At 34.6% G+C, this 21,880-nt stretch carries 26 protein-coding genes; 22 read left to right on the top strand and 4 right to left on the bottom strand.

The genetic code is table 11. The features are described from left to right. The 5 genes from CDZ92_RS06065 (at position 1) to CDZ92_RS06080 (ending at position 3,459) form a co-directional block, all read left to right on the top strand. On the top strand, positions 1–486 hold the full coding sequence (locus tag CDZ92_RS06065; protein WP_096154355.1) for a hypothetical protein: 486 nt from the start codon (positions 1–3) through the stop codon (positions 484–486). A 230-nt stretch (positions 487–716) separates the two neighbouring features. Then, the gene (locus CDZ92_RS19885) at positions 717–878 is read left to right on the top strand and encodes a hypothetical protein (RefSeq protein WP_176483725.1); all 162 of its coding nucleotides are present in this window, start codon (positions 717–719) and stop codon (positions 876–878) included. A 79-nt stretch (positions 879–957) separates the two neighbouring features. Next, complete coding sequence (locus CDZ92_RS06070) at positions 958–1,437, top strand: glutathione peroxidase (protein WP_096154356.1); 480 nt, start codon at positions 958–960, stop codon at positions 1,435–1,437. Positions 1,438–1,716: 279 nt separating this feature from the next. Continuing rightward, a complete protein-coding gene (locus CDZ92_RS06075; RefSeq protein WP_096154357.1) occupies positions 1,717–2,574 on the top strand; it encodes an amidohydrolase family protein in 858 nt (285 codons plus the stop codon). Positions 2,575–2,616: 42 nt separating this feature from the next. Beyond that, positions 2,617–3,459 (top strand): DegV family protein, encoded by an 843-nt coding sequence (locus CDZ92_RS06080; RefSeq protein WP_096154358.1) that lies wholly within the window; start codon positions 2,617–2,619, stop codon positions 3,457–3,459. A 279-nt stretch (positions 3,460–3,738) separates the two neighbouring features. Here the strand turns inward: CDZ92_RS06080 and CDZ92_RS06085 are convergent, their stop codons facing one another. Next, complete coding sequence (locus CDZ92_RS06085; RefSeq protein WP_096154359.1) at positions 3,739–3,993, bottom strand: hypothetical protein; 255 nt, start codon at positions 3,991–3,993, stop codon at positions 3,739–3,741. Between the two features lie 160 nt (positions 3,994–4,153). On the opposite strand from CDZ92_RS06085, the gene CDZ92_RS06090 reads away from it, so the two are divergent. The 11 genes from CDZ92_RS06090 to CDZ92_RS06140 all read left to right on the top strand — a co-directional run bounded on the left by CDZ92_RS06090 (position 4,154) and on the right by CDZ92_RS06140 (position 14,001). Further along, positions 4,154–4,780 (top strand): HD domain-containing protein, encoded by a 627-nt coding sequence (locus CDZ92_RS06090; RefSeq protein ID WP_406564884.1) that lies wholly within the window; start codon positions 4,154–4,156, stop codon positions 4,778–4,780. Further along, entirely contained in the window at positions 4,781–6,694 is a 1,914-nt protein-coding gene (locus CDZ92_RS06095; protein WP_096154361.1) for an ABC-F family ATP-binding cassette domain-containing protein, read from the top strand. It abuts the gene before it with no gap. A gap of 265 nt (positions 6,695–6,959) precedes the next feature. After that, complete coding sequence (locus CDZ92_RS06100) at positions 6,960–8,078, top strand: conserved virulence factor C family protein (protein ID WP_096154362.1); 1,119 nt, start codon at positions 6,960–6,962, stop codon at positions 8,076–8,078. A 19-nt stretch (positions 8,079–8,097) separates the two neighbouring features. Beyond that, entirely contained in the window at positions 8,098–8,532 is a 435-nt protein-coding gene (locus tag CDZ92_RS06105) for a BrxA/BrxB family bacilliredoxin (RefSeq protein ID WP_096154363.1), read from the top strand. A gap of 275 nt (positions 8,533–8,807) precedes the next feature. Beyond that, positions 8,808–9,584, top strand: coding sequence for a class I SAM-dependent methyltransferase (locus CDZ92_RS06110; protein WP_096154364.1), 777 nt, complete (start codon positions 8,808–8,810; stop codon positions 9,582–9,584). 36 nt (positions 9,585–9,620) lie between these two features. Continuing rightward, complete coding sequence (locus CDZ92_RS06115; protein WP_406564885.1) at positions 9,621–9,758, top strand: YuzL family protein; 138 nt, start codon at positions 9,621–9,623, stop codon at positions 9,756–9,758. A gap of 347 nt (positions 9,759–10,105) precedes the next feature. Continuing rightward, positions 10,106–10,684 carry a YpjP family protein gene (locus CDZ92_RS06120; RefSeq protein ID WP_176483726.1) on the top strand — a complete coding sequence of 193 codons (579 nt, stop codon included), beginning with the start codon at positions 10,106–10,108 and terminating at the stop codon, positions 10,682–10,684. Between the two features lie 206 nt (positions 10,685–10,890). After that, a complete protein-coding gene (locus CDZ92_RS06125; protein ID WP_096154366.1) occupies positions 10,891–11,649 on the top strand; it encodes an anthrax toxin lethal factor-related metalloendopeptidase in 759 nt (252 codons plus the stop codon). A 114-nt stretch (positions 11,650–11,763) separates the two neighbouring features. After that, complete coding sequence (locus CDZ92_RS06130; protein WP_096154367.1) at positions 11,764–12,558, top strand: thymidylate synthase; 795 nt, start codon at positions 11,764–11,766, stop codon at positions 12,556–12,558. Then, the gene (locus CDZ92_RS06135; RefSeq protein WP_096154368.1) at positions 12,555–13,046 is read left to right on the top strand and encodes a dihydrofolate reductase; all 492 of its coding nucleotides are present in this window, start codon (positions 12,555–12,557) and stop codon (positions 13,044–13,046) included. The genes CDZ92_RS06130 and CDZ92_RS06135 overlap by 4 nt, the downstream gene beginning before the upstream one ends. Positions 13,047–13,272: 226 nt before the next feature. Then, a complete protein-coding gene (locus tag CDZ92_RS06140) occupies positions 13,273–14,001 on the top strand; it encodes a lysophospholipid acyltransferase family protein (protein WP_096154369.1) in 729 nt (242 codons plus the stop codon). Positions 14,002–14,015: 14 nt separating this feature from the next. Here CDZ92_RS06140 and CDZ92_RS06145 read toward each other — a convergent pair whose 3' ends face one another. Continuing rightward, the gene (locus tag CDZ92_RS06145; protein ID WP_096154370.1) at positions 14,016–14,243 is read right to left on the bottom strand and encodes a hypothetical protein; all 228 of its coding nucleotides are present in this window, start codon (positions 14,241–14,243) and stop codon (positions 14,016–14,018) included. Positions 14,244–14,497: 254 nt separating this feature from the next. Here CDZ92_RS06145 and CDZ92_RS06150 point away from each other — a divergent pair, with 254 nt between their 5' ends. Further along, a complete protein-coding gene (locus CDZ92_RS06150) occupies positions 14,498–14,749 on the top strand; it encodes a DUF2535 family protein (protein WP_096154371.1) in 252 nt (83 codons plus the stop codon). A gap of 217 nt (positions 14,750–14,966) precedes the next feature. Continuing rightward, entirely contained in the window at positions 14,967–15,809 is an 843-nt protein-coding gene (locus CDZ92_RS06155; RefSeq protein ID WP_096154372.1) for a DegV family protein, read from the top strand. Between the two features lie 54 nt (positions 15,810–15,863). On the opposite strand, the gene CDZ92_RS06160 is transcribed toward CDZ92_RS06155, so the two are convergent. Further along, entirely contained in the window at positions 15,864–16,367 is a 504-nt protein-coding gene (locus CDZ92_RS06160; protein ID WP_096154373.1) for a PCYCGC motif-containing (lipo)protein, read from the bottom strand. A 108-nt stretch (positions 16,368–16,475) separates the two neighbouring features. Beyond that, complete coding sequence (locus tag CDZ92_RS06165; RefSeq protein WP_096154374.1) at positions 16,476–16,733, bottom strand: hypothetical protein; 258 nt, start codon at positions 16,731–16,733, stop codon at positions 16,476–16,478. 202 nt (positions 16,734–16,935) lie between these two features. Here CDZ92_RS06165 and CDZ92_RS06170 point away from each other — a divergent pair, with 202 nt between their 5' ends. The 4 genes from CDZ92_RS06170 to CDZ92_RS06185 all read left to right on the top strand — a co-directional run bounded on the left by CDZ92_RS06170 (position 16,936) and on the right by CDZ92_RS06185 (position 21,755). Next, positions 16,936–17,919, top strand: a complete 984-nt coding sequence (locus CDZ92_RS06170) for a nucleoside hydrolase (protein WP_096154375.1) — start codon at positions 16,936–16,938, stop codon at positions 17,917–17,919. A gap of 91 nt (positions 17,920–18,010) precedes the next feature. Beyond that, entirely contained in the window at positions 18,011–19,498 is a 1,488-nt protein-coding gene (locus tag CDZ92_RS06175; RefSeq protein ID WP_096154376.1) for a spore germination protein, read from the top strand. A gap of 12 nt (positions 19,499–19,510) precedes the next feature. Continuing rightward, a complete protein-coding gene (locus tag CDZ92_RS06180) occupies positions 19,511–20,626 on the top strand; it encodes a GerAB/ArcD/ProY family transporter (protein ID WP_096154377.1) in 1,116 nt (371 codons plus the stop codon). Then, complete coding sequence (locus CDZ92_RS06185) at positions 20,616–21,755, top strand: Ger(x)C family spore germination protein (RefSeq protein WP_157842715.1); 1,140 nt, start codon at positions 20,616–20,618, stop codon at positions 21,753–21,755. Before CDZ92_RS06180 ends, CDZ92_RS06185 begins: the two co-directional genes overlap by 11 nt. Positions 21,756–21,880 lie beyond the last annotated feature (125 nt).

Here is a 21,880-nt window from a genome sequence, read left to right on the forward strand (position 1 = left end):
ATGTTTGACCCAACCGTATTTGATAATTTAAAAGTTGTAATAGAAGGAGACATTTATGACTTAGATTTAGATGGTGAAGTTCGAGTTGTAAACAGAGAAGATATCGTTGATTTGGCCAATATGTCACGTCTGTTTCGCATGCAAGTGACAGTCGATAACATTCTTACCGCCAGCATCGATTTGCGAACTGACCTAGAAAGCCTAACCGCAGAACTTTTACATGAAAAAGTAAAAGATCTTAATAAGCCAGGCTGTAGAGTAACCGTTTCGTTTAAGCAAAAATTAATTGATATACCTTCTTGGGAGTCAAAATTAAATGGTATATGGGGTACTCAATGGCCATATTCCCATAGGATTCAATATACTCACGGGCAAGAAATTGAAAAAACATTAACAACTATTATGAAAATCAATCGACCTATATATGAAGAAAATATAGATGATATGAGAAATTTAATAACATACATCGTGAAAACATTGAAATAAATATATTATTTTTAGCAGCCGATGATAAATAAATCCGGCTGCTTTCGATTTGCGAACTGACCTAGAAAGCCTAACCGCAGAACTTTTACATGAAAAAGTAAAAGATCTTAATAAGCCCTTAATGAAAAAAACTCTTAAAAGACTGAACTTAACGAACAAGAAAATAGTAAAATATGTTAATATATAACTATACTACTTTTTTAAAATCGAACGCTTAGGAGGGGACTTCTATGGGGATTATTGGTTTAGTAATTGACTTGTTTAGTAGTATAAAACATTACTTCTTTGATGAAAAAGATGGGTGGGATAAGACGAAAATTTTCGCACTTTCGCTGTTTTGTCTATTTTTAACAAGTGCAATCATTTATGGTATATTCACACTTATATCCTAATAGAAAGCTTTATAATTAGACATAAACGGTAGAAATATACATAATAAAAGTAACTTCTAATCAAAGGTGGTTACTTTTCATGACTTCATTTTACGATTTTAAAGCAGAAGACATAAACGGAAACGTAGTGTCTATGTCAGAATTTAAAGACCAAGTTGTCCTAATCGTTAATACAGCAAGTAAATGTGGATTTACTCCTCAATACGATGAACTAGAATCCCTATACAACGACTACAAAGACAAAGGGTTCGTTGTTCTTGGCTTTCCTTGTAATCAGTTTGGCAACCAAGAACCTGGAACGGAGGTACAAATCCAGGAGTTCTGTAGCCTAAAGTTCAATGTATCTTTCCCATTATTTAAAAAAGTAGATGTGAATGGCGAAGAAGCTCATCCCATCTTTACGTATTTAAAAGAAGAAGCACCAGGATTAATGGGGTCAAAAGCTGTTAAGTGGAATTTCACTAAGTTTCTCGTAAACAAAGAAGGCAAACCGGTTTCCCGCTTTGCGTCTGCAACGAATCCAAACAAATTAAGAAAAGATATTGAAGAACTATTATAATAAGCTATGTTAAAGGTTAATGTTGATTTTGATACCTTTCAAGCAGTTGATTTCGTGCAAGTCGTAGACTCCTGCGGGAGTAGCGGGGGACTGGAGACCCCACAGGCGAAGCCGAGGAGGCTCCAGCCACGCCCGCGGAAAGCGGAGACTTGCGCGGAAATCAACAGTGGTTTTTAACAGAGCCTTAAAATAAAGAATCGGCTGAAAAAATTAAATTCAGCCGTTTTTTTCTGCTATTCAATTGGGTAACCTATTAGTACTAGAAAGGCAGGAGAACGAATGAAGATTATAGACGCTCATATCCATTATTCCAACATTACTAGCTTTCATGATACAGCTAATAACTTATCCAATCTTTCCTATTCCCGAGAAGGACTAGAAAGAGAAATGCTTGAAAATAACGTTGTTCTTAGTATTGCGATGGGATTAACAGAGACAGAGTCGAATGGATTCCCGGATTACAAGTCACAAACACCGATGGAGCTTGACTTAGAGTTAGACTCGCCAAAATCAATCGTACATTGCTTAGGAATAAATCCATATAAATTAGAACGAGAACATTTATCTCTACTAGAAGAAAAAATTAAACTACCCAATGTTGTCGGATTCAAAATTTATTTAGGATATTATCCTTTTTATGCTTACGATGAAACATATAAACCTGTTTTTGAACTTGCTGCAAAATATAAAGTACCCGTTGTTTTTCATACAGGAGATACATACTCCGAAAGAGGATTATTAAAATATTCCCATCCACTAACACTTGATGAAGTGGCAGTATTTAATAGAGATGTAACGTTTGTGATGGCTCACTTTGGCGATCCATGGGTGTTAGATGGAGCAGAAGTTGTTTATAAAAACAGAAATATGTATGCAGACCTTTCTGGTTTAATTGTAGGGACAAAAAAGGATGTCCAAAGACACATGGAAACTAATTTTACCAATCATCTACGACAGGCATTAGATTACTGCGATCATTATGAAAAACTACTATTTGGTACAGACTGGCCACTCATTTCGATGGCTGACTATATTAGTTTTATTAAAGAAATAATACCAGTTCAACACCATGAAAAAGTTTTTTATGAAAACGCTTTAAAAGTTTTCCCAAAAATAAATGGATTTTTGGTAGAATAGTAGAATATACATATTATATCTACTTATGAGAGGGGAATTTTTATGGAAAGAATTGCATGGGTTACAGATAGTACTGCAACATTAGACGAGGAATTATTGAATCACCCAGATGTATACAGCGTACCAATGATTATATACTTTGACAACGAAGAATATTTAGATGGGATTAACATTAGTTTTGAAGAATTCTACACAAAGTTAACAAGTAGTGAAGTACCACCAAAAACTTCACAACCATCCGTTGGTACATTTGCAGAACTGTATAATAAACTATCAGAAAATTATGACAGGATTATCTCAATTCATCTTTCAAAGCACTTAAGTGGGACAATCTCCTCTAGTACGCAAGCAGCGGAGCTAGTAGAAATACCAGTGCACACAGTAGATTCAAAAGTTCTTTCATACCCGTTGTCCGCAATGGTTAAAAAAGCTATCTCTTTATATGATGAAGGGCATAATGCAGAAGAAATCATTTCAAAACTAGACGTGATGTCTGATAAGAACGAAACATACGTACTAATTGGCAGCTTAGAGCAACTACATAGAAGCGGAAGAATGACCGGACTACAAAAGTTTTTAGGCAGTCTACTACAAATTAAACCAATTATCGCTATTGAAGAAGGAAAATTAGATGTAGCAGACCGTGTCCGTACAGATAAAAAAGCAGTTCAACGTTTACATGACTTATTAGATGCTGCTGTAGCTAAAGGTACGGTTAAAGAAGTATTCGTTTTACACGGCCGAGATATAGATCCGGCAATTGAAATAAAAAGTACAATTGAAGCAAAATATCCAGACCTACAAACACGACTATGCCCACTATCCACAACCATCGCCGTACACGCCGGCGTAAACACAGTAGGCGTATCTTGGTATCACGAATAATTAATAAAATAAAAAAGTCATGAACCAGTTTTTTAATGGATTCATGACTTTTTAAATTTATTTCTTAAGTTTGTATTTATTATTAATTGATTAGTATTGAATTTTTAATACTTTCCTAAGTTTATTTCAGCGGCAGGTGTGAGACTCCTGCGGGAAAGCGCGTCAAAGGAGACCCCACAGGCGCTAAAGCGCCGAGGAGGCTCCTGCGACCGCCCGCGGAAAGCGAGCACCTGCCGCTGAAATAAACTTTTCATGCCCAATTTACATATTCAAATATTCCTATCTATAAATAAAAACATACAAAATCTCGCCTCCATAAGGATACGCACCAACTAATTGATAACCAATACTAAAATACCTTGAAAGCGTTTCTGCACAAGAAGAGCTTGCCGTCTCCAATGGTGCATGATCACTACTCGTCAAAGAATAAAAAACATCTTCTGTATACGAACACCTAATAGTCACAACATGTGTACCTAACCACGCTGTACCAATTTGCGGTATCTGACCATTATCACGATAAAAGTACACCATTTTGTATCAACCTTTTCATTTTTCTTTAATGAATACTATTCTTCCTAGGTTAAAAAGGTTCTTTACACATTTATAAACACACTTACATTTAAAAAATGTACAAGATTTGATAAAATGAAACATGAGGCAGTAATACTGCGTGTAGTAGGAGGAAATTCATTTGAGAGAAATAGAACAATTTGTTATAGACAAATTAGGAAATGATACAACTGGGCATGATTGGTATCACATTGACCGCGTCCGTAAAGTAGCCATTCAAATAGCACATAAAGAAAAAGCCAACATAAAGATCGTAGAAATTGCGGCTCTTCTACATGATGTTATGGATGATAAACTAGTAAAAGATAAAAAGAAAGCGAAGGAAGAAATTGATCTTCTGTTACAACAATATCAACTTACTGAATATGAAATAACTAATATATTTTACATAATAGAAACAATTGGGTTTAAAGGTGGGAATGGGGAAGAGTTAACATCGATTGAAAGTAAGATTGTTCAGGATGCCGACCGTTTAGATGCATTAGGTGCTATTGGTGTAGCAAGAACATTCATGTATTCTGGTGCAAAAGACCAAGCTATGTTTGATCCATCCATACCTGTTAGAGATAAGATGGACTATGTGCAATACAGAACAGAAAAATCAACAGCCATTAACCACTTTTATGAAAAGTTATTAAAATTGAAAGATACACTTCATACAAATACAGCGAAAGAAATTGCTGTCGAACGACATACATTTTTACAAAACTTTTTAGATCAATTTATGAAAGAATGGGAAGTAAAATAAATGAAAATGATTGTAGCAGAAAACATAAGTAAAACATATGTAGAAAAAGAATTATTAAAAAGAGTTTCTTTTAGTATACAAGAAAAAGAAAGAGTTGGTTTAATCGGTGTTAATGGTACTGGTAAATCAACATTCCTTAAAATCATTGCAGGTCTAGAAGCAGCAGATGAAGGGGAAGTAGTCTCATCTTCTGGTTATTCTATTTCTTTTTTGACACAAAATCCCGAGTTGAATGAAGAGAACACGGTATTGGAACAAATATTTGCTGAAGAAAATGAGTTAAACCGTACAATTAAAGAATATGAAAATTGTATGCAAGCGTTACAAAACAATCCTGAAAACGAGAGCCTTCAAACTAGTTTTACAGTTCTTCAACAAGAAATGGATGCAAAACAAGCATGGGATAGAAGTTCGAATGCAAAAGCAATGTTACATAAGCTTGGAATTGAAAATGTAACATTAAAAGTTGGACAACTATCTGGTGGCCAAAAAAAGCGTGTGGCATTGGCTCAAGTGTTAATGCAAGAATCCGATTTACTTATTTTAGATGAGCCTACTAACCATCTAGACTTCGAAACCATTCAATGGTTAGAAGAATATTTACTACGCTATAATGGTTCCGTTTTACTAGTCACACACGATCGATACTTTCTAGATAAAGTTACGACTAAAATATTTGAACTTTCAAGCGGGAATCTGTATACATATGAAGGAAACTATGCGAGTTATTTAGAAGCAAAAGCTATTAGGCTCGAAGAAATGGCGAAAGCGGAAGCAAAACAGAAGAGCTTGTACCGTCAAGAGTTAGAATGGATGCGAAAAGGAGCAAAAGCTCGTACAACGAAGCAAAAAGCTAGAATTAAAAGGTTTGAAAACTTAGAAGATAACATGCCTTCTTCTTCTGATGAGAAAATGGAAATCGTTTCAGGATCTGCTAGACTAGGGAGAAAAGTAGTTGAGCTAAAAGATGTATCCGTAATTTTTGGTGAAAAGCCCATCCTTAAACATATTGACTTGTTATTAAAACAAAAAGACCGTATCGGTATTGTTGGTCCTAACGGCGCAGGCAAATCTACACTATTAAACTTAATAGCAGATAAAAAAGATCCAACTAGTGGTGAAGTAGATAGAGGCACAACTGTAAAGATAGGTTATTATACACAAGAACAACAAGATATGAACGAAAACCAACGTATGATCGAGTATATAAAAGAAGAAGCGGAAGTACTTCATTCTGCAGATGGCTCATTTTTAAGCGCTGCACAATTATTAGAGAGATTTCTATTTCCACCACACTCTCACGGCACTCCTATATATAAACTATCCGGTGGCGAAAGAAAAAGACTTTATCTATTAAGAATTCTTATGTCTCAACCGAATTTACTTTTACTAGATGAGCCAACAAACGATCTAGATACAGAAACATTAACCATTTTAGAAGCTTACTTGGATGAATTCCCTGGAGTAGTTGTGACAGTATCGCATGACAGATATTTCCTAGATAAAGTTGTAGATGAGCTCTTAATACTAGACGGACGAGGTTCTGTAGAAAGAATATTCGGGGAGTACACCGACTATTTGCTTCGAGTGCAACAACAAAAAGAAATAGATAGAAAAGTTGCACAAGTAATAAGTGAAGCAAATGTTGATAAAAAGCAAAAGGGGAAGGCATTACGATTAACGTATCAAGAACAAAAAGATTGGGACACAATTGAAGAACGAATCAGCTCATTAGAGGAATCACTTGAACAAATAGAAACCGAAATTTCAAACGCAGGTAGTGACTACGGTAAAATTAGTGAGTGGATGGAAAAACAAAAAAACGCTACATCCCAACTAGAACAACTAATGGAACGCTGGGAAGAACTTTCTGAAAAAGTCGAAACCATCGAGGCAGAAAAAGCGAATCAATAACGAAGATATGATAAGATTAATAAAAGACAAACGATTGATCGTGTTTTAAAAAAGTTGCGTTATACCATATTCTATTGATATATAACGCTAATTAGCTGTTGATTTCCGTACTAGGCGGAGACTCCTGCGGGAGTAGCGGGGAGCGGGAGACCCCACAGGCGAGACTGCGCCGAGGAGGCTCCCGGCCCGCCCGCGGAAAGCGAAGCCTTGAACGGAAATCATCAGCGGTCATAAACACAGAAAAAGAAAAAAGGAGCGATACGTCTTGAAGATAAAAACGATCGAACCTACACCAAGTCCTAATACGATGAAAGTGTTATTAGATAAAGAACTACCAGCAAGTAAACGAAACAACTATACAAAAGACAATGCAACAGAAGCACCACAACTTATTCAAGAAATATTAAAAGTAGAAGGAGTAAAAGGTGTTTATCATGTTGCTGACTTTTTAGCACTAGAACGTAATGCGAAATTTGATTGGAAACCAATTCTATCACACGTGCGTACAATATTCGGTGAAGAATCTGATCCAAACAATACAGGCAAAGCTTACAATCCCAATAACGGCTTTGGTGAAGTGAAAGTCCTTGTACAAATGTTCCGAGGAATTCCAATGCAAGTGAAATTAACAGACGGTGAACAAGAAAAAAGATTCGGGTTACCAGAACGTTTCAGTAATGTTGCTATAACGGCCCAGCAACAAAACGATAACGTTGTATTAGAAAGAGAATGGAAAGAACAAGGAGTACGCTACGGTGATTTAGAATCAGTTGGCCTAGAAGTAGTAGAAGAAATCTCCGCTGCTTATCCAGAAGACAGACTAAATCGCTTATTACTACATGCGGAAACAAAAACTAGCCAACCTATAAAACGTGAAAAAGTGAAAGTAAGTCTTGAAATGTTTGATAACCCTGATTGGTCTGAACGATATCGAGCATTAGAACAAATGGACCCAACAGAAGAAGACTTACCTGTCATAGCGAAAGCACTAGATGACGAAAAAGCATCCATTAGACGTTTAGCGACCGTTTATTTAGGAATGATAGAAAAAGAATCTGTTTTACCTTACCTTTATAAAGCTCTAAAAGATAAAACGGTAACGGTACGTCGAACAGCAGGAGATTGTTTATCTGATATTGGAAATCCAAGTGCAATGGATGCAATGATGGAATCCCTAAAAGATAAAAATAAACTAGTTCGTTGGAGAGCAGCAATGTTCTTATACGAAGTAGGAGATGAAAGAGCACTTCCTGCATTAAAAGAAGCAGAAAACGATTCCGAATTCGAAGTAAGCATGCAAATTAAAATGGCTATCGAACGAATCGAAGGTGGAGAAGAAGCAAAAGGTTCTGTTTGGAAACAAATGACTGAACGTAATAATTAATTAATATGAGGTGAACGCTATGTCAATGGCTTATGAAGAATACATGAAACAAATGGTTTTACCAATGAGAGCAGAATTAACTCGTAATGGATTTGAAGAATTAACAACAAGTGAAGATGTAGAAGCATATATGGATCAAACAACTGGAACTACTCTTGTTGTCGTGAATTCTGTTTGTGGATGTGCAGCAGGACTAGCTAGACCAGCCGCTACGCAGGCAATAGTACAAGCTGAAAAAGCTCCAGATAAATTGGTTACCGTTTTTGCAGGGCAAGACAAAGAAGCAACTGCTAAAATGAGAGAGTACTTTGGAGACACTCCACCATCTTCACCATCTATGGCGCTATTAAAAGGTAAAGAAGTGGTACACTTCATCCATCGTCATGACATTGAAGGTAATGATATGGAAACGATTATGGAAAATCTCTTAGCTAGCTTCAACGAGCATTGCTAATATAAACTTTCGGCTATTAATGAACTTCCATTAATAGTCGATTTTTTCTTTAAATATTAAGTGAAAATTGTTTGCTTTTGTATTGTATTAAAAATAGAGTGGATTGGAGCGGAAGGCACTCGACTCCTGCGGTAAAAAGAGCGAAGCGTGAGGCCCCACAGGCGGGACAACGAGGCTCACGTCGCTCCCCGCGTAGTGCCTGCAGCGGAAAGGAACGGTTAAGAATTTATATATTAAATATATGAAAACTCCAAAATTTAAAGAGGAAAACACTTATGATAGTCACAACAGCTGGTAGAACAAATAGCGAAATGACACACCTAGCGAAGAATATAGCAAATGAATTAAAGGTGAAATTTATAGAGCGTCATAAAAAATCAATTAAACTACTACAAGAAGAAACGAAAGGCGATTGCATTGTTATAGGAAAAGACCGGTTCGAATGGCACCCCATTCATTCTGAGGAACCAATCTTTTTTCACCCGAATTCTTCCGCTTTTCGTGCTAAAAGAATTACACGGGGTGAAACAGAACCGTTCTTACAAGCGACAAAACTAACAAGCTCCATGACATTCCTAGACTGCACATTAGGGTTAGCCTCTGACAGTATTATTGCCAGTATAATTACAGGTGAAAAAGGAAAGGTCGTTGGGATTGAAAGTAATTTTTTCTTATCTTTTTTAGTTAAAACAGGCTTACAACAGTGGGACACAGACATCGAGGACTTTAATAATGCTATGCGTAGAATAACGGTAGTGAATAGTGATCATACAAGTTTTTTAGAAAGCCTCCCATCCAACAGTTTTGATGTGGTCTATTTTGATCCGATGTTTGAATTACAAATCGAAGAATCAAATGGGATTTCTCCACTAAAATCAATCGCAACCTATTCATCTTTTCATGATTACATTTTTAAAGAAGCTCTACGCGTAGCGAAGGAGCGGGTCGTTTTAAAAGACCACTGGAAAAGTGGAAAGTTTGAAAGATACGGATTTACTGTTGAGAAAAGAAAAACAGCCAAGTTTCATTACGGAGTTTTGGAGAAATTATAAAAGAATTGGACACCTTAATTAATGGAGGTGATCCTTTTGGCAAATAAACATAAGAAAAATCCAGCAACAATAGGCTTGAATTCTTCTCAAGTGGAAGGTCAAGGTACTACTGAAAACGAATTAACTGATGGGCATCAACAATCCTCTAGCAAGAAAAAACAGAAAAAACATTAAAAAAAAGGCTGACAAGTAGTCAGCCTTTTTTTGTTGTTCCATCTTAAAATTAATCAGCAATACATAAGTACATCATATAGCCAAGTGTAACGAAACTAGTGACAATAAATAAAACATCAGTCATTTCCATTTTTTGTACCTCCAATATGTAAATAAATCTACTCCTTATTGTACCAAAAAAACTTGAAATGATAAAAGAACAATTTGTATTTTTTATGAAAGGATATATTATATTCTAAAATGACAAAAAATCGATACTTCTTATTAGTTAAATATTCAAAATTTATGTTATACTAGGTCCATAGATTTCATGATTTATGTTTTTCTTACTAGAAAGGAAGATACATATGCCTAAATGGTTAAAAAAATCCTTAGTTATCCTAATTACTACTTTAACATTTGGTACAGTAGCTCCTCCAGCATATTTGCTGGCAGAAAATAACGATGGAAAACAAACCACTAATTTTACAGATAATTCAATTATTGAAACCACTATAATAGAAAATATTGAAAAAGATTCTAAAGAAGAATTCCTGCAACTAGCTACTTTTATGGCAAAAGAGCAATCTTTTGAAAAATTCGGACCAAAAATAGCGCTAGTTATAGAAGATGAATTCACTGAAGTTATTTTACCGAAAATGGAAGAAGTAATTGCTTCCTTAGCAGAACAATTTGATGAGACAGAAATGAATTACTTAGCTATTTCTGAAAAACCGACTGGTGGTAATAGCGAGAAAATCTTTCATATATATTCAACAGAAACAGGTAAAGATATCGTACGTTTTCACGTTCGTAAAGACCGTCCACCTTTAGAAGGTTATTATTTCAATTTCCATTACCACACAATGCATGATAACTTTCAACAACACCATATGTTAGGAAGCATTTATTGGTCTAAAAACACACCACCTAAATGGATGAACTAACTACGTATAGAAAGAAGTCTTTTTAGGCTTCTTTCTTTTTGCAAAAAATGATTACTGTACCATGAATTACCACCTATTATTACAGAAAGTTTACAAAATTATCATTCTCTTTAAAAATAAAAATGATATAATAATAGTACAATATTCAGATAATATGAATTTTTTAATAAATTCATCAAGACTTTCTTCTAGGTGGAGTTGATTATATGAGAAGGCGTATTATATCTATACTATTATTAGTATCCATTTGTTTTATACCAGTATATTGGAACGTATTTGCTAGTAATGAAGCTATATCATTAAAAAATCACCCTTCTATAGAAATGTTAGAATTGACCTCTGAACTCCCTAGCCAAGATTTATTAGGCAGATTAATTCTATTACCACAAAGTGATTTTGCAATAGATGAAGCTTTCTATATGATACAAAATGTATCATTAGTACCTGAACCTGTATTAAGAACACTTGTAAGACAAAATGTTCAATTATACTTATTTGATGGATTACTTACAGATGTGGAAGGGTTTGAACATTTAAGAGGTAGTCAACCTAGAGGGTATACATCAAACGGGCCAACATGGGATAACGTCCCTGGTATCGGGGGCTCCAAGTTAGTTTTAGCTAAAATAGGTCATAGTCATCCTGGTAACGGTCATAGTTCTATTAATTTGGAACTACACGAATTAGCTCATTCCATCGATCGATTCGTATATGGGAATATACGATACAATGAAATGTTCCAAACTATTTGGAAAGAAGAAGCGCCAATTTTATTTCCAAATCAAAACTACTTTTTGCATTTTATTGAAGAATATTTCGCAGAAACATTTGCTATGTACTTTTTAAATGACGCAACTCGTGAAAAGCTACAACTCCATGCACCAAAAACATATAGTTTTTTTGAAACGCTCGATCATTTACCAGCTCATACCGAGTTCACATTTAAAAGATCATTGCTTTACTAACATACTACACACGTGTAGTATGTTTTTTTATACCCTTTTCATAAAAAATATAAACTTTTATGTTAAAATAATATAGGTTCATTTTAAATAGTAATACATATGGAGGTTAGACTTATGAAACAATACTTACAATTATGTGAGCATATTTTAAACAATGGCACGAAAAAAGAAGATAGAACTGGTACTGGTACCATTTCAACATTCGGTTATCAAATGCGATTCAACCTCCAGGAAGGTTTTCCCCTCGTAACTACAAAAAAACTACACTTAAAATCAATTATCCATGAACTATTATGGTTTATTAGTGGAGATACAAATGTGAAGTATTTACAAGAAAATGGAGTTAGAATTTGGAATGAGTGGGCGGATGAGAATGGAGATCTTGGCCCGGTGTACGGATTCCAATGGCGTTCATGGCCAACCTCTAATGGAGAAAGTATCGATCAATTGTCTAATGTTATTGAGCAAATTAAAAATAATCCAGACTCGAGAAGATTAATTGTGAATGCTTGGAACGTTGCACACGTTGATTCTATGGCACTTCCTCCATGTCACATGATGTTCCAATTTTACGTAGCTGAAGGTAAGCTATCATGTCAACTTTACCAACGTTCAGCAGATGTTTTCCTTGGTGTTCCATTTAACATCGCGTCGTATGCTTTATTAACAATGATGGTTGCTCAAGTATGTGACCTTGAACCAGGGGAGTTTATCCATACGCTTGGGGATGCACATATTTATTCAAATCACTTGGAACAAGTACAAACACAACTTACACGTGATCCAAAAAATCTTCCTACGATGAAAATAAATAAAGAAATTACATCTATTTTTGATTTCAAGTTTGAAGACTTTACGTTAGAAGACTATGAAGCCCACCCTCATATTAAAGGCGTGGTAAGTGTATGATTAGTTTAATTGTCGCTTATGGACGAAATAAAGTGATAGGAAAAGATAACAAAATGCCATGGCATTTACCTGCAGATTTACGCTACTTCAAGGAAACTACTCTAGGTAAAACAGTCGTGATGGGAAGAAAAACGTTTCAGTCAATCGGCAAAGCATTACCAAGACGAAAAAACGTAGTGATTACATCACAACTAGACTTTGAAGCTACTGGATGTGAATTAATTTCTTCACTTGATGAAGCGCTACAACTAGCTAAAGAGCAAGAGACCTTTATCATTGGTGGTGCGACTATTTATAAACAAGCTATTGAGCACGCTGACTTCCTCTATGTCACATATATTGATGAGGAATTTGAAGGTGACGCGTTTTTCCCTGAATGGAACGTAGACGAGTGGGAACTATTATCCTCCAAAAAAGGGGAAATAGACGAGAAGAATAAATATAACTATTATTTCAATGTATATAAAAGAAGACTGTATAAAGCTTAGTGTTGATATTTATATACTTACCTGTTGTTTTTCGTGGAAGGCTGAGACTCCTGCGGGAGAAGCGGGGAGCGGGAGACCCCACAGGCGCTTGCGCCGAGGAGTAGGTTTTTTCACAACAGTGAAAATAACCTTCCTTTTTACAGCCCGCGGAAAGCGAAGCCTTCCACGGAAATCAACAGCAACCTTTAACACAGCCTAAAAGAAAAAACATTTAGGGAGAATTATTATGATTAGATCTATTTGGTGGTTCATTTTCTTCTTTAGTTATGTAATTTACAGCTTACCAAAACTAAAGAAAGTAAATAATTTAAGTAAAGATATACCTGTAGAAGAAAGAGATAAGCTTGTTCATGATACGCCTAAAAAATGGGCTAGAGCATTAGTTGAATTAACAAAATCAACAGTGACTGTTACTGGACAACATCACATCCCAAACGGTGCTGTACTTTTTGTAAGTAACCACCAAGGGAATTTTGACGTTCCAATTTTAATTGGGTATTTGGAAAAGCCTTTAGGTTTTATTTCAAAAGTAGAGGTTAAAAAGATTCCATTAATCCCAAGGTGGATGGAAGCCATGAATTGTGTATTTATAGATAGAAGTGATAGAAGAAAAGCTATACAATCCATTCGAGATGGGGCCCAACTATTAAAAAATGGGCATTCGTTAGTTCTTTTCCCAGAAGGTACAAGAAGTAAGGGAGAGGAAATGGGCGAATTTAAATCAGGTGGGCTTCGACTTGCAATTGATAGTAGAGTACCAATAGTGCCCGTTTGTATTTCTGATTCTTATAAAATAATGGAAGTAAACAAATTCGGTTTCTCTAAAGCAGATGTTTCAGTCAAACTTGGCGAACCCATTTTTCTTCCAGCAGAAGGTAAAATTGATAGCTCAGCTTTAGCTGAACAAATTCAAAACAAAATAGTTGAACTACAAAATGAAAAAGTCGTTTCTTAAAAGAAACGACTTTTTCATGAATCATTATTATTAGAAATAAACTTCATCAATTTTTCATAATCATTTTCATCTTCAAAAAAGCTTTTTGTCCAATTTTCCGCTACCCAATCCTTCATTTCATCGGCATTATTGAACACTTCACCACTAGTATCCTCTTTTCTAACCATGAACTTATTATTTTCATGATCCAACGTAATTTCACACCCTATAGCATTACCCTTACACCTAAACTGAAATTCCATAATACTACCCAACCTTCTTCTTAATTTCAATGAATTATTATTATAGCGTTCCCATTTAGCATAATTATTACTAAAAATGACCAAAATATAAATGTATTTCATTTAGAATAATATTGATAATTCAACAACGGTAATTACTCATAGCAAATTGAATAGTAAATAAATTGTTTTATTTTGTCTACTCAAATATAAAGACGAAATATAGTACTTTAGAGTATAATAAATACAAACGGGTGAAAAAGAGGATTGATACTTTGCTATGGAAAAGCCTAGAGTTCACAAATGAAGTTGGACAGAAGGTAAAAGTCATTGAAATTCCAGTATTGGAGGACGATAGCACTTATCACTTTATGTTGAATTGGCGCTTACAACAATTCTTACTAAAAGTAAACACCGATTCTAAACCGAAACAACATTACTCATTTAAAGAATATTTAAAAGAAGTATTAAAGTGGCCTGATTATTGCTCTATTTTCAAAGAAGATGTATTGAAATATAATGCATAATGTTATCGAATTATGTTACTATGAAAACAGGGAATTTAACCCTGTTCTTTTTTTTGATCTTTTAAGTATTAACTATCAAACCTCTCACTTCAGCTCTTTGAAATACATACATGACAGACATTTAAATTTTTTACATAATAATTTAGAAAAATTATTTTTACGAGCATGATTTGAGGGTATATTAGTAAAAAAGTGATTATTTCGGGGAAGTGATTAAATGACGGTTGTAAAAATAGTAACAGATTCAACTATAGACATTGATCGATCTATACTTGATGATTTAAACGTTGAAGTAGTACCACTATCTATCACAATTGATGGAACTTCTTATTTAGACAGAGTAGATATTTCTGCTTCAGAATTTATGAAAAAAATGAGCGAGTCAAAAGACTTACCAAAAAGCTCTCAACCTGCAGTAGGAGATTTTGTAGAAGTATACAATCGCTTAGGAGCAGATGGAAGTAAAGTTATTTCAATTCACATGACTGGTGGAATGAGTGGTACTGTCGGCTCAGCTGAAAGTGCTGCAAAAATTTCTGAATCAGATGTAACTGTAATTGATTCTCGATTTATCTCTTTTGCCCTTTCTTTTCAAGTAGTGGAAGCAGCAAAGATGGCAAAAGAAGGAAAGACTGTTGAGGAAATTGTAGCTCGATTAGATGTAATTAGATCGAATACTGAGTTATTTATCGTTGTAGATACGTTGGACAACCTTGTAAAAGGGGGACGCATTGGTCGTGGTAAAGCACTAATTGGTTCTTTACTTAACATTAAGCCAATTGCCTCTCTAGAAGATGGAGTATACACACCTGTTACAAAAGTGAGAAGTCACTCACAGTTAGTAAAATTCTTAACTAAACGATTTGCTGAAGATACTTCCGGTAAAGTAATTAAGGCCGTTGGAATTGCACAAGCTGACGCAGCTAAATTAGCAAATACACTAAAAGACTCTTTAACAAACGTATCAGGATTTAACGAAATTGGCATTGTTGATACTACTCCAGTAATTGCAACCCACACAGGTCCTGGTGCTATAGCATTAATGTACTATAGCGAATAAGAAAAAACCTGACTTTGTTTAAAGTCAGGTTTTTTTATTTTAATATAAAAAGTATTAATTAGATGGAGGCATTGGTGTATTCGTTGGTTTTGCATAGCCTTCTTTATACATTGTATCAATCATTTCTCGTATTTCTAAAAGAGGTGTGCCTTTATTAAATTCGCTTACAGAAAGTGCTGCCGTTTCTAAGCAGACTCCACAACGAGTACCGTGATCATCCCATACTACAGAGCCATCTTCAATGTTTTCATGTACAAAGCATTCGTAACTGTTTCGATGACCAACTGAAGTTCCACAGCCACAGTAACAAGGAATATACTCTAAAACATGTTCATAATTTGCAGCAGCTTGATAAATAGTGACTATGCTTTCTGACTGGTTTGTTAGGAAGTTAGGTAAAGTAGCTAATGAATCAGTCTTCTCTCGTATATCTCCTTGCATAAAGGAAGGTTTTTCATGATTATGTTGATCTGCTGTATCGTTTATTGCTTCATTGTTAGTATTAGAACAACCAATCAAAAGAAAAACAGAAACAAAAATAAATAGTATCTTTTTCAAAAAAACACCTCATTCACCGTTTACTATAGTTTATAATAACATAAAACTAATAGAGAACTATCATTTATGCCAATGACAGTTTTGTGAACGAGGTCTAAATCATTTAATTTACCAAAATAATAATCCACCTAATACTATTCCAGTAATAAACGCTAAAGGAACTGCTACTGGACTATATCCACGTCCATAATACCCACCATAAAATCCATAACCGAATCCACCTAATTGTCTACCACCAGACGGCTGAATATATACAGTTCTTGGTGTAACTCTTACAATTCTCCCTGTATGTCTTGAACCATCACGACATGTTAACGTAACATTTTGACCGTGGTATCTTTGACATTGGTTATAAAAGTGTGACATTTGCCTTCCTCCTTAATTTTCAATTCCTTATAACCTATTCTCCTTTAACATTGTTGCTTGTATGTTTGTCTTGGTTTGTCTACCTACTTTTATACAATACTAATTTCCTAATATTTGAAGCTATCGGTATGTTAATCCATTCTAGAGAATACATATTTATTAAACATAATCCGAACGGTGCTAAATATTAGGAGGAGTTTAAATGTCTAAAAATGTTTTATTCTTTGGTGATTTTGGAATTGATGACATAATGGCTTTAATTTATGCTTATTATGAAGTCGGAATAAACACTGTAGGCATCGTAGCTGAGTACGGAAATGTATCAAAATTTCAAGCAATGAGGAATGCATTATATCTGCGTGATATAACTGGTAGAGACGATATTCCCATTGTCGGTGGTGCAGAACGATCAAGTTTAGGAACAACCCCAACCTTTTATCCGGAAATTCATGGACCTGAAGGATTTGGTGGTTTTATTCCTCAATTTGAAGGTGAATCTCCAGAAGAATTATTTGAAAATTTTCACGTTATTTATGACATTATTGAGCAGTATGAAGGGGATTTAGCTATCGTTAATACTGGAAGATTAACTTCCCTAGCAACTTCATTTATTTTATATCCCGAAACAATGCAAAAAGTTAAAGAAATATATATTATGGGAGGAGCCTTTAATTTTCCTGGTAATGTCACACCTGTCGCAGAAGCAAATATTTGGGGTGACCCTTATGCGTCAAACGTAGTATTTACGTACGCAAAAAATTTAACGATTATTCCATTAAATGTGACTCAAAGGGCAGTTTTAACACCTGAAATGGTAAATAAAATTGATAAGGCGGCAAACGAAGTAGATAACAAAATAGGAAAAATCATCAAACCGATGATGGATTTTTATTATCAATTTTATAAAGCACAAATACCAACAATAAAAGGAGCACCACTTCACGACTTACTTGCTTTATGGGCAACTATTAATAACGAATCGTTCACATATGTGAATCGCCCAGTTAAAGTAATCGTTAGTTTAGGAGATGCTTTCGGTCAGACTGTAGGGGACTTAAGAGAATTGATTCAACTAGCTCCTTACCCTAATCATAACTTTGCTATCGACTTTGACTATGATACATTTATCGCTAGAGTTCTGCATGTGCTAACAAACGATATGCTTCATCCAAACTCAAACGACTAACCACTAATTCATTTAAAATTAGTGGTTTTTCTCATATTTTTGAAAGAATTGGTAAACATACAAGTAATTACACTTTAAGGGTGAAGGGAAGATGGAACAGCAAGTAACATTATCAAATATAAATTCAGATGAACTTATTAATCTTTGTAAGAAAAACTTACAAAATAGTGAAGATTTATTATTTCACAAAATGGTTTTTAAAGACAATAAAAAACTAGTCATAATATACTACAATCCGATGGTGAACACTTCTGATTTAAATCAGTTTGTGCTTACACCATTATTAGAATATGAAGATAAACTATTACCGAATATAAAACAATTAAAAGAACATCTTCCTTTAATTAATACAGTAATGGAAAGTGACATAAGTAATATTACAAAAGAATTGATTGCTGGTCATGCAATCGTCTTCATCGAACAAGAAGATTCTTTACTTTATATCGATGTTTCTAAAAGAGCGGAACGAGGACTAGATAAAGCGGAAACTGAATCATTAGTCTTCGGCCCGAAGATATCTTTTACGGAATCTTTAAGTACAAACATCACTATTATCAGGCAAATCATCGTGAGAGACGATTTATGTATTGATAACGAAAGAGTAGGCAAGAAGAATGAAACGGAACTTAGACTAGTTTACATAAAAGAGCTAGTAGATTCGGAGACAGTTGACATATTAAAAGAAAAAATTCGCAGTTTGGAAGTAGATGACGTTTTTGAAACATCGATACTAGCTCAATTAATTGAAGATAATAGTTATTCCATATTCCCACAGTTTATACAAACGGAATTACCAGATAGAGTTACATATAATTTAAATCGTGGAATGATCGCTATTTTTGTTGACCGGAGTCCGATGGTTCTTACTGGACCTGCAAGTCTATTTAGTTTTTTTGAATCAACAGAAGATCTATATATGAGATGGAACATGGGAAGCTTCATTCGTATTCTTCGCTATATGACCATGTTTTTGTCAGTACTACTTACTCCGGCCTATGTTGCGACAATTACGTATCATTACGAAATGATTCCTTCTGCTCTATTAGTTTCCTTAGGTGAGTCGCGTTCCAAAGTTCCTTTTTCGCCCATATTTGAAGCGTTTCTATTAGAGATAATGATTGAGCTCTTAAGAGAAGCAGGAGCAAGACTTCCAACAAAGGTCGGACAAACAATGGGTATTGTTGGTGGTATCGTATTAGGAACGGCTGCTGTGGAAGCTGGGTTTACGAGTAATATATTAATTATCGTTGTTGCTCTTAGTGCACTAGGTTCATTTACGGCACCGAGTTATTTAATGGGGACTGCCATTCGTGTAATACGATTCCCTATTTTAATTTTGGCAGGACTTTGGGGTGGCATAGGTATAACAGTTGGTTTAGCCTTTATATTACTGCACTTAATTCGATTAACAAGTGTGGGAATGCCATATTTACTTCCTGCCTATCCTTTAAAAATTTCAGGGCTAGCGAATACAATTGTAAGATTGCCTCGACATTTGTTAAGTAAAAATCCAAGTAAAAAAAGTATTTTCACTATCAAATCCATTAAAGAAAATTATTCAAAAGATATTGACGAGTAGGTTGTGGTGCATTTGAACACTACCAATATAAAAAAACAATATTTATTATTTCCTGCCTATTTGACGTTTTTCATTGTGCATACGACTCAAATGGGAGTTGGAGTAACTGGTTATCAACGTGTCATTTTCATGGAGTCTAAACAGGATGCTTGGATTTCCTTGCTTATTATGTATTTCGTTATGAATACCGTTATGTTTATGATTTGTTATATTTTGAAAAGTTATAAAGATAAAGATTTATTTGATATTCATAAAGCTTTATTTGGAAAATGGTTCGGAGGAGCTATAAATCTTGTCTTTATTACGTATTTATTGGCTGGATTTTTGGCCATCATTTTGGCCTATACAGAAATTGTACAAGCATGGGTGTTCCCGCAGATGGGTTCATGGGTGATTGCCTCAATCATACTACTACTAACCATTTACGGGGTATTCGGTGGCATAAGGACAGTTGTAGGTGTTTGTTTTTTAGGATTTTTTCTTGCCATTTGGTTAGTTTTTATTATTACAGAACCTATGAAATATATGGATCTTACCTTTTTTCATCCCATTTTAGAATCTAGTCCAAAAGAGTTGGTGATGGGTGCTTACAAAGCATCGTTTACTGTGTTGGGGTTTGAATCACTATTTTTCGTTTATCCCTTTATAAAAAACAAAGAAAAAGTTCCCTTTTATGCTCATCTTGCAGTCGGTTTCACTGCTTTTCTTTTAGTTTTGATCATGATTGTATCGATAGGATATTTTAGCGGGGAACAACTTGAACTAACGATATGGGCAACTTTATCCATGTTTAAAATTATTCACTTTCCGAATTTAGAGAGATTTGAGTTTGTTACAGTATCTGTTTGGTTGATTGTCATTTTACCAAATATACTCATTATCATGTGGTCAGCAACACGTGGGTTAAAGAAAACATTTGGTGTAAAACAAAAATTCCTTGTTGTCATTTGCAGTGCAATGATTTTCATTATATCCCTGTTCTTTCGTAAAAGAGTATTTATAAATGAATACATCGATATGGTAGGTCAAATCGGATTTGGGATAGTATTTGGCTATTCAACATTACTTTTTATTATTGTTTTTCTTTCCAATGTTAGAAAAAAAGTTGGTGAAAAAAATGGGGCATAAATGTAAAAGCATTCTTCTACTATTAGGCTGTTGTTTTCTAATGACTGCGTGTTTAGAGTCTAGAAACTTAGAAGAATTGGGCTTAGTAACAGTAGCGGGATACGACAAGGAAGAAGATTTATTAAGAGGTACGATTGTATATTACGAATTTGATCCACTTCATCCAAATAACACAAAGCTTGTTTCTTCTGTTGCTCGTACTGCAAAAGGTATTAGACAGCAAGAAAACTTTTCTTCAAGTAGAAGATTGTTGGCAGGACAAGTTCGTGCAATTATATTTGGAAAAGAACTAGCGGAACAAGGCATGATTCAGTATATTGATACATTAGGAAGAGATGCCGAAATAGGAACAATGGTATATATGGCTGTTAGTGAAACATCTGCATACGATTTACTCACTTCCGCTCAACAATCAAGAGATATAACAAACGCAGGAACATACTTATATGAACTCATCAGGCAAAATGTAGAAACAGAATCACTTCTTTCACCAACTTTACATGAATTTATGCAATGTTATTACAGCGAAGGAAGAGATGCTACTGTACCAATGCTTTCCTTTTCTCAAGGAACGATGTACGTAAAAGGCCTTGCATTGTTTCAAGATGACAGAGTGGTAGGATCGATATCGACAAATGAGTTATTTTATCTAAAGCTAATAAAAGACCCTTTTAAGTCAGGTAATGTTGAATTAGAAATGCCAAAAGAAGACCTACAAAAATTCATCAAACCAGGTGAAGAAACTAATGATGAAAGAATGTACTTATCATTAGAACACTTAAGAAGTAATGTAAAAGTAAAATTGGTTGAAGAAGCAGTTCCTAGTTTTGAAGTTACCATAAAAATAGATACACGTATTCTGGAAATATCAGAAAACTATGATATCGGAAAACCAGAAGGTGTAAAACTTTTGGAAAAGGAAATTAGCAAAGATATTGCAAAACATACAGAAGAAATTATTTATAAACTTCAGGAAATGAATTCTGATCCAATAGGATTTGGTAACGTTTATCGAGCTAGAGTAGGTTATAAAAAGTTTGATAAAGAACAATGGAGAGAGCTATACCCGAATGCAATCTTTACAGTTAAAGTTGACTCAAATATTCTTCGTACAGGTGTAATGGATTAAAATTAATCATAAACACTAATTGAGACTGTATCACTAAGTATGTATACGAAGAGCATTGTGAAATTAATTCAATAATATCGAAACTTTTTCTCTTAAAAGTTCGTCTATAAAATATATTAGTGTAT

Source organism: Bacillus sp. FJAT-45066, assembly GCF_002335755.1.
Lineage (GTDB): Bacteria > Bacillota > Bacilli > Bacillales > Bacillaceae_I > Bacillus_CD > Bacillus_CD alkalisoli.